The sequence below is a fragment of the Acidocella sp. genome (genome assembly GCF_052326845.1).
In the GTDB taxonomy this organism is placed as follows: Bacteria; Pseudomonadota; Alphaproteobacteria; order Acetobacterales; family Acetobacteraceae; genus Acidocella.
The window spans coordinates 1-7,015 of the sequence record NZ_JBKQJR010000063.1; the positions used below are offsets into that span (position 1 = coordinate 1).

6 protein-coding genes, 1 tRNA gene and 1 pseudogene are annotated in these 7,015 nt (G+C 66.7%); 6 read left to right on the plus strand and 2 right to left on the minus strand.

From position 1 onward, the window contains the following. Positions 1-57: 57 nt before the first annotated feature. Positions 58-126, plus strand: a tRNA-Ala gene (locus ACLPJJ_RS03905). 85 nt (positions 127-211) lie between these two features. On the opposite strand, the gene ACLPJJ_RS03910 is transcribed toward ACLPJJ_RS03905, so the two are convergent. Both ACLPJJ_RS03910 and ACLPJJ_RS03915 read right to left on the minus strand, forming a co-directional pair. After that, the gene (locus ACLPJJ_RS03910) at positions 212-637 is read right to left on the minus strand and encodes an organic hydroperoxide resistance protein (RefSeq protein ID WP_443589640.1); all 426 of its coding nucleotides are present in this window, start codon (positions 635-637) and stop codon (positions 212-214) included. A gap of 49 nt (positions 638-686) precedes the next feature. Next, positions 687-1,889 (minus strand): pyridoxal phosphate-dependent aminotransferase, encoded by a 1,203-nt coding sequence (locus ACLPJJ_RS03915; protein ID WP_443589642.1) that lies wholly within the window; start codon positions 1,887-1,889, stop codon positions 687-689. A gap of 158 nt (positions 1,890-2,047) precedes the next feature. Here ACLPJJ_RS03915 and lpdA point away from each other — a divergent pair, with 158 nt between their 5' ends. From lpdA to ACLPJJ_RS03940, 5 genes and pseudogenes are all read left to right on the plus strand, one after another. Continuing rightward, complete coding sequence (gene lpdA / locus ACLPJJ_RS03920) at positions 2,048-3,439, plus strand: dihydrolipoyl dehydrogenase (RefSeq protein ID WP_443589644.1); 1,392 nt, start codon at positions 2,048-2,050, stop codon at positions 3,437-3,439. Position 3,440: 1 nt separating this feature from the next. Continuing rightward, positions 3,441-4,163, plus strand: coding sequence for a pyridoxine 5'-phosphate synthase (locus ACLPJJ_RS03925; RefSeq protein WP_443589646.1), 723 nt, complete (start codon positions 3,441-3,443; stop codon positions 4,161-4,163). A 95-nt stretch (positions 4,164-4,258) separates the two neighbouring features. Next, the gene (locus ACLPJJ_RS03930) at positions 4,259-5,554 is read left to right on the plus strand and encodes a lipopolysaccharide biosynthesis protein (RefSeq protein WP_443589648.1); all 1,296 of its coding nucleotides are present in this window, start codon (positions 4,259-4,261) and stop codon (positions 5,552-5,554) included. Continuing rightward, positions 5,542-6,471 (plus strand): glycosyltransferase family 2 protein, encoded by a 930-nt coding sequence (locus tag ACLPJJ_RS03935; protein WP_443589650.1) that lies wholly within the window; start codon positions 5,542-5,544, stop codon positions 6,469-6,471. The genes ACLPJJ_RS03930 and ACLPJJ_RS03935 overlap by 13 nt, the downstream gene beginning before the upstream one ends. A gap of 4 nt (positions 6,472-6,475) precedes the next feature. Further along, positions 6,476-7,015: pseudogene (locus tag ACLPJJ_RS03940) on the plus strand (hypothetical protein); the annotation flags it as partial.

Consider the following 7,015-nt stretch of genomic DNA (forward strand, 5'->3'; position numbering starts at 1 on the left):
GGCGCGCCAAAAGGCGCGCTGTGGGCAGCGCCGCAGCGAACAATTATCACATTTTAGGGAGGGCGGTGGTAGAGCGTCTGCATGGCATGCAGAAGGTCAGCGGTTCGATTCCGCTTAGCTCCACCACCGTACTCCCTAAAATGTGATGGTTATTCGCCGCGGCATTGCCCGCAGCGCGCCTTTCGGCGCGCCGGGGCGTTTGTTCGCGGCTTCAGGCGACTGCCAGCTTCACGTCCACGGTTTTGTGGATGGCGTTGGAGTAGGGGCAGACGATGTGCGCCTTCTGCACCAGGTCTTCCAGCTTTGCCTTGTCCAGCCCCGGGGAGCTGATGGTGAGTGCTGCGGTGATGCCGAAGCCGGTGCCATCCTCGCGCGGGCCGATGCCGATATCCGCCGCCACCTTGGTCTCGGGCGACAGCGCGACCTTCTCCTTGCCCGCCACGAATTTCAGCGCGCCGAGAAAGCAGGCCGAAAAGCCGACCGAGAAGAGCTGCTCGGGGTTGGTGCCGGGGCCGCTATCGCCGCCCAGCTCCTTGGGCACGGAGAGTTTAACGGAGATTCGGCCGTCATCGCTGGCACCCTGGCCGTCGCGGCCGCCAGTGGCGTGTCCATGGGCAGTGTATTTCACGTCAGGCATCGTTTGTCCTCCGGGGTTGGTTATCCGGAGGATGTGGCGACGCGCCGGCTCAGCGCAAGGCGGCGCTGAATTCCGCGATGCGCGCGCAGGCTTGTGCCAGCACGGGTTCGGAGGTGGCGGTGGAGATGCGGATATGCCCGGGCATGGCGAAGGCCGAGCCCTGCACCACGCCGGTATGGGCTTCCTCCAGCAGGGCCATGGCGAAGTCCACATCCGTATGCAGCTTGCGCCCGCCAGGGGTGGTCTTGCCGAGGCAGCCGGAGATGCCGGGGAACACGTAGAACGCACCTTCCGGCTGGTGGCAGGAAAGGCCCGGAACCTGGTTCAGCGCCGCCACTACCAGGTCGCGCCGGGCCTGATACGCCGCCGCCCGTTCGGCCAGGAAATCCTGCGGGCCGGTGAGTGCTGCCAGCGCCGCGGCCTGGCCCACCGAGGACACGCCGGAAGTGGCCGTGGCCTGCACCACCGTGCAGGCCTTGATGAGTTCCGCCGGGCCGAAGCACCAGCCCACGCGCCAGCCGGTCATGGCGTAGGTTTTTGAGACGCCGGACATGGTCACCACCCGGTCCGCCAGATCCGGCGCCACGCCGAGCAGGGTGGCGTGCTTGCGCTGATCGAACAGCAGGTGCTCGTAGATATCGTCGGACAGCGCCCAGACATGTGGATTGGCGCGCAGCACCTCCGCCAGCGCCTTCAGCTGGGCCTCGGTGCAGGCGGCGCCGGAGGGGTTGTTCGGGTAGTTCAGCAGCAGCAGCCTGGTGCGCGGGGTGATGGCCCGCTCCAGCGCCTCGGGGCGCAGCATGAAGCCATCCGCCTGCGGGCAGGGCACGAACACTGGCTTGGCGCCCGCGAAATTCACCGTCTGCTCATAGCCGGCCCAGGCGGGGGCGGGGATGATCACCTCGTCCCCGGCTTCGGTCAGCGACATCAGCACGTTGAAGATGGCCTGCTTGCCGCCATTGGTGACGAGCACATCCGCCGGGCGGATCTTCACGCCGTGTTCGCGGTGGAATTTTTCCGCCACCGCGTTGCGCAGCGCCTCGGTGCCGCCGAGCGGGGGGTATCTGGTCTCGCCGCGCAGGGCGGCCTCATGCGCCGCTTGCACAACATGTCCGGGCGTCGGGAAATCCGGCTCGCCCAGCGAGAGCGAGATCACGTCATGGCCCTCCGCCCGTAAGGCGCGCGCCCGCGCTGCCGTGGCAAAGGTGGCCGCCAACTCGGTCCGTCCGATTCGTGCTGCAAATTTCGTCATGGCCCGGGTTTAGGCCGTGCCGCTGGCCTTGGGCAAGCAAGGTGCCTCGGGCCAGCAAGGCGGGCGGGGCAGCCGTGCCTTGGGCAGATTGCTCGTGGCGGGAGGTGGGATTATGACCGCGCATCGGTTTTATTTCACATCCGCAGAGGGAGCGTAGCATGGCTGAAAACTTCGACGTCATCGTGATCGGGGCCGGTCCGGGCGGTTATGTTTGCGCGATCCGCGCGGCACAGCTCGGCTTCAAGGTCGCCTGCGTCGAGAAGCGTGAGACGCTCGGCGGCACCTGCCTGAACATCGGGTGCATCCCCTCCAAGGCGCTGCTTCAGTCCTCTGAGGATTTTGAGCACGCCAAGCACGGGCTGCAGGACCATGGCATCTCCGTGGGCGAGGTGAAGATCGACATCGCCCGCATGCAGGCGCGCAAGGCCGAGGTGGTCGGCGCCAACACCAAGGGCATCGAGTTCCTGTTCAAGAAGAACAAGGTCACCTGGATCAAGGGCGCGGCGAGCTTCACCGGCCCGGGCGCCATCGAGGTTGAGGGCAAGCCCTACACCGCCAAGCATATCGTCATCGCCACCGGCTCCGACTCCGTGCCGCTGAAGGGCGTCGAGGTCGATGAGAAGCGCATCGTCACCTCCACCGGCGCGCTGGAGTTGGACAAGGTGCCGGGCCACATGGTCATCATCGGCGGCGGCGTGATCGGGCTGGAGCTGGGCAGCGTGTGGCACCGCCTGGGCGCGGACGTCACCGTGGTGGAGTTCCTCGACCGCATCACCCCTGGCCTGGATGGCGAGATCTCCAAGACCTTCCAGCAGGTGCTGACCAAGCAGGGCTTCCAGTTCAAGCTTGGCCACAAGGTGACCAGCGCCAAGGCGGAAGGCGAGGGCGTGACCCTGACCATCGAGCCGGCCAAGGGCGGCGAGCCGGAGCAGATCAAGGCCGACATCGTGCTGCTGGCCATTGGCCGCTACGCCTATACCGAGGGCCTGAACCTTGCCGCTGCCGGTGTGGAGACCGACGAGCGCGGCCGCGTGAAGACCGACGCGCATTACGCCACCAACGTGTCGGGCATCTATGCCATTGGCGACGTGATCGCCGGGCCGATGCTGGCGCACAAGGCCGAAGAAGAGGGCGTGGCCCTGGCCGAGCGCCTGGCTGGTCAGGCTGGCCATGTGAATTACGGCGCCATCCCGAGCGTTGTTTACACCTGGCCGGAAGTGGCCTCGGTGGGCGCCACCGAGGAAGAGCTGAAGGCCGCGGGCATTGCCTATACCGTCGGCAAGTTTCCCTTCATGGCCAATGGCCGCGCCCGCGCCATGGGCGCGACCGAGGGCTTCGCCAAGATCCTGGCCGAGAAGGGCACGGACAAACTGCTCGGCGCGCATATCATCGGGCCGGATGCGGGCACGCTGATCGCCGAGCTGACCACGGCGCTGGAATTTGGCGCCTCGGCCGAGGATGTGGCGCGCGTCTGCCATGCCCACCCGACGCTGAGCGAAGTGGTGAAGGAAGCGGCGCTCGCCGTGGATGGCCGGGCGATCCATATCTGAGATGACCGGCTCCATCCGCCTCGGCGTCAACATCGACCATGTGGCCACGCTGCGCAACGCGCGCGGCGGCGGCCACCCGGACCCGTTCACGGTGGCGAAAGCCTGTGTCGCCGCGGGGGCGGATGGCATCACCATCCACCTGCGCGAGGACCGGCGGCACATCCGCGACGCCGATGCCGAGGTGATCTGCCGCTGGGCGGCCAAGCCGGTGAATTTCGAGATGGCGGCGACGGAAGAGATGGCCGCCATCGCCACCCGGCTGAAGCCGCATGGCGCGTGCATCGTGCCGGAGCGCCGAGCCGAGGTGACGACCGAGGGCGGGCTGAACGTGGTGCAGCAGCGCGAGGCGCTGAAGCCCGTGATCAGGCGGTTGCGAGATGCGGGGATTATCGTCTCCCTGTTCATCGACCCGGAGCCGGACCAGGTGCGCGCGGCGGCGGAAATCGGCGCCCAGGTGGTGGAGTTGCACACCGGCGCCTATGCGCACGGCAAACCGGGTGAGCTGGAGCGGCTGCGTCAGGCGGCGGTGTTGACCACGCAGGTGGGGCTGGAATGCCATGCCGGGCATGGGCTGACCTTTGCCAACGTGCAGCCCGTGGCGGCTTTGCCGGAGATCCGCGAGTTGAATATCGGGCATTTCCTGATCGGAGAGGCGCTGTTGATCGGCCTGCCTGCCGCGATTGCCGAGATGAAGCGGTTGATGCGCGAAGCCCGCGAGGGCTGACATAAAACTAAGTAGGGAATAATCCCCTGGATTAATTGCGAGACGCGGCGCAGCGCACCCTTGGCGCGCCGCCCGGCGCCCGGCATCATGATTTCATGTTGAAATCCGTGACCCCGCGCAACCGGCGTGTCCTGCTCAGTGGCGCCACCGGGGTGCTGCAGCGCCTGGCGCAGCTGGCGGCGAGCGTGATCATCCTGCCGCTGGTGCTGCATCGCTTGGGCGAGGCGGGGTTCGGCGTGTGGGGTGCTGCGACATCGCTCACCTGGGCGGCGGCCATGCTCGACCTGGGGCTGGGCGGCGCGCTCGTCACGCTGCTGCCCGCGGCGCGGCACAAAGGCGAGGACCCGCGCGATTATGTGACAGCCTGCCTGTTGGTTGGCGCGGCGCTTGGCTTGGCACTGCTGGCGGGCGGGGCGGCGGTGTTGCTGGCTTGGCCGTGCCTGATGCCCTCGGCGCCGTTCCTGGCCGCGGGGCTGTGCATGGCCGTCAATATTCCGCTGGGGCTGGCGGGCTCGCTCTGGTTCGGGCTGCAGAAAGGCCATGTCGCCGGGTTGTGGGATTTGGTGCAGACCGGGCTGATGCTGGGCTTCGTCATTGCCGGGGCTTGGGCGGGGGTGGGGGTGACGGTGCTGACGCTGGCCGTGTTTGGCGCCGGGGTGCTGGCTAATGCCGGCAGCCTCGGCCACGCTTTGGCAACGCAGCCAATGCTGCGCCCGAAGAAGCGGCCGAATTTCACCGCGATCGGCCATGCCTTGCGCGGCGGCGCGCTGCTGGCGCTGATCACTATCGCTGCCTCCTGCGCCTATGTGTTCGATAATGTGCTGGCGCTGGATTGGCTCGGCCCGCAGGCGGCGGCGCAGATGACGGTGGCGCTACGGGTGTGCATCACCGCGATTGGCATGCTCATGGTCGCCACGCAGGCGCTGTGGCCGGCTTTTGCCGAGGCCGTGGCGCTGGAAGACCACCGCTGGGTGGCGCGAACATTGTGGCGCGGCACGCTCGCGGTGGCCGGGCTGGCTTGCGCCGGGGCTGGGGTGATCGTGATCGCGGGCAACCGGGTGCTGGCGCTCTGGCTGCACCAGGATTTGCATCTGCCGCCCGCATTGTTCCTCGCCATGGCGGGGTGGATCGTCACTCTTACCCTGCCGCGCGTGGCCGGGTTGCTGCTCAACGCTGTTGCCCAGTACCGGGGGCAATTCATCGCCCAGCTTGCGGCCACGGCGCTGGCGCTGGGGCTCAAACCTGCCATGGCGGCGGCATTCGGCGCCGCCGGCCTGCTTGGCGCGACGCCGCTCGCCGCGATGCTTATTCTCTGCCCCGCCTATGCTTGGCTCGTCTGGCGCCAGGTCGCGGCGCCTCGTTTCATGAAAGCCCAACCATGCCGTTCCTGAGCGTCATCACCCCCTGCTACAACGAGGAAGCCAATGTGGCCGAGCTGCATGCGCGGGTCGCCGCCGCCATGGCCACGCTGCCGGATTGCACCTACGAGCATATCTTCATCGACAACGCCTCCACCGACCGCACCGTGGCGCTGCTGAAGGAGATCGCCGCCAAGGATGCGCGCGTGAAGATCATCGTCAACGCCCGCAATTTCGGCCATATCCGCTCGCCGATGCACGCGCTGATGCAGGCCAAGGGGGAGGCGGTGATCAGCATTGTCGCCGACTTGCAGGACCCGCCGGAGATGATCCCGACGCTGGTGGAAAAATGGCGTGAGGGCTTTGATACCGTGCTGTGCATCAAGCGCACCTCCGAGGAGACGCCCGCGATGTTCTTCCTGCGCAGGGCCTATTACGCGCTGGTCGAGCGCATGGCCGCGATCGAGACGATCCAGAATTTCACCGGCTTTGGCCTGTACGACCGCAAGGTGATCGAGGCGGTGCGTGGCTTCGACGACCCGTACCCGTTCTTCCGCGGCATGATTGCGGAGATCGGGCTTAATATCTGCAAGATTCCCTACGACCAGCCGGTGCGCCGGCGCGGCATCACCAAGAACAATTTCTATACGCTGTACGACATCGGGATGCTTGGCATCACGAATCTGTCGAAAGTGCCGCTGCGGCTGGTCACGGCGTTTGGCTTTGTCTGTGCCTGCGTGTCGTTCGTGGCGGGGTTTGGCTACCTGATCTACAAGTTGATCTACTGGTCGAGCTTCACCGTCGGCATGGCGCCGCTGGTCATCGGGCTGTTCTTCCTGGGCTCGGTGCAACTGGTTTCGCTGGGCATCATCGGTGAATATGTCGGGGCGATCCACACGCAGGTGCAGAAACGCCCTTACGTGACCGAGAAGGAGCGCATCGGTTTCTAGCGCCATGATGGATCGCTTCCGGATCAGCGCCATAGGCTTGGCGGTGCTGGCGGTGTTTGCCGCGCTGCATGAGTTTGCGCTCCCGCTCTATGAATTTTTCACCCGTGTGCCGGACGGTACGGCCAAGGCGCATCCCTTCGTGGACTCGCTGGCGATTTTGCAGGCCGGTGCGTGCTGGCGCGCGGGGGTGGACGTGTACCGTCCCAGCGCCTGCCTGGATGGCGGGGTGTTCAACTATTCGCCGGTGCTGCTTCGTGCCGCGCTGCTGCCGATCGGCCCGGGCGATACGCTGGCCGTGGGGCTGCTACTCTGCCTTGGCTTTCTGGCGGCGCTGGCGCTGCTGCCGGCGCCAGCCCGTGGATGGGAGTTCCGGTTCCGCCTGGCCGCCAGCCTGTCCCCCGCCAGCTATTATGCGCTGGAGCAGGGCAACCTGGATGCCGGGCTGTTCGCCGCCATCACGCTGGCCGTCTGGCTGCTGCTGCGCGCGCCCCGGGCGCGGCTGGCCGCCTATGGCATTTTCGCCCTAGGTGCTGCGGCAAAATTC

Bases quoted from the DNA above. Each gene is read 5' to 3' on its own strand.
- ACLPJJ_RS03910 (WP_443589640.1), bottom strand. From the start codon at position 637: ATGCCTGACGTGAAATACACTGCCCATGGACACGCCACTGGCGGCCGC.
- ACLPJJ_RS03915 (WP_443589642.1), bottom strand. From the start codon at position 1,889: ATGACGAAATTTGCAGCACGAATCGGACGGACCGAGTTGGCGGCCACC.
- lpdA (WP_443589644.1), top strand. From the start codon at position 2,048: ATGGCTGAAAACTTCGACGTCATCGTGATCGGGGCCGGTCCGGGCGGT.
- ACLPJJ_RS03925 (WP_443589646.1), top strand. From the start codon at position 3,441: ATGACCGGCTCCATCCGCCTCGGCGTCAACATCGACCATGTGGCCACG.
- ACLPJJ_RS03930 (WP_443589648.1), top strand. From the start codon at position 4,259: ATGTTGAAATCCGTGACCCCGCGCAACCGGCGTGTCCTGCTCAGTGGC.
- ACLPJJ_RS03935 (WP_443589650.1), top strand. From the start codon at position 5,542: ATGCCGTTCCTGAGCGTCATCACCCCCTGCTACAACGAGGAAGCCAAT.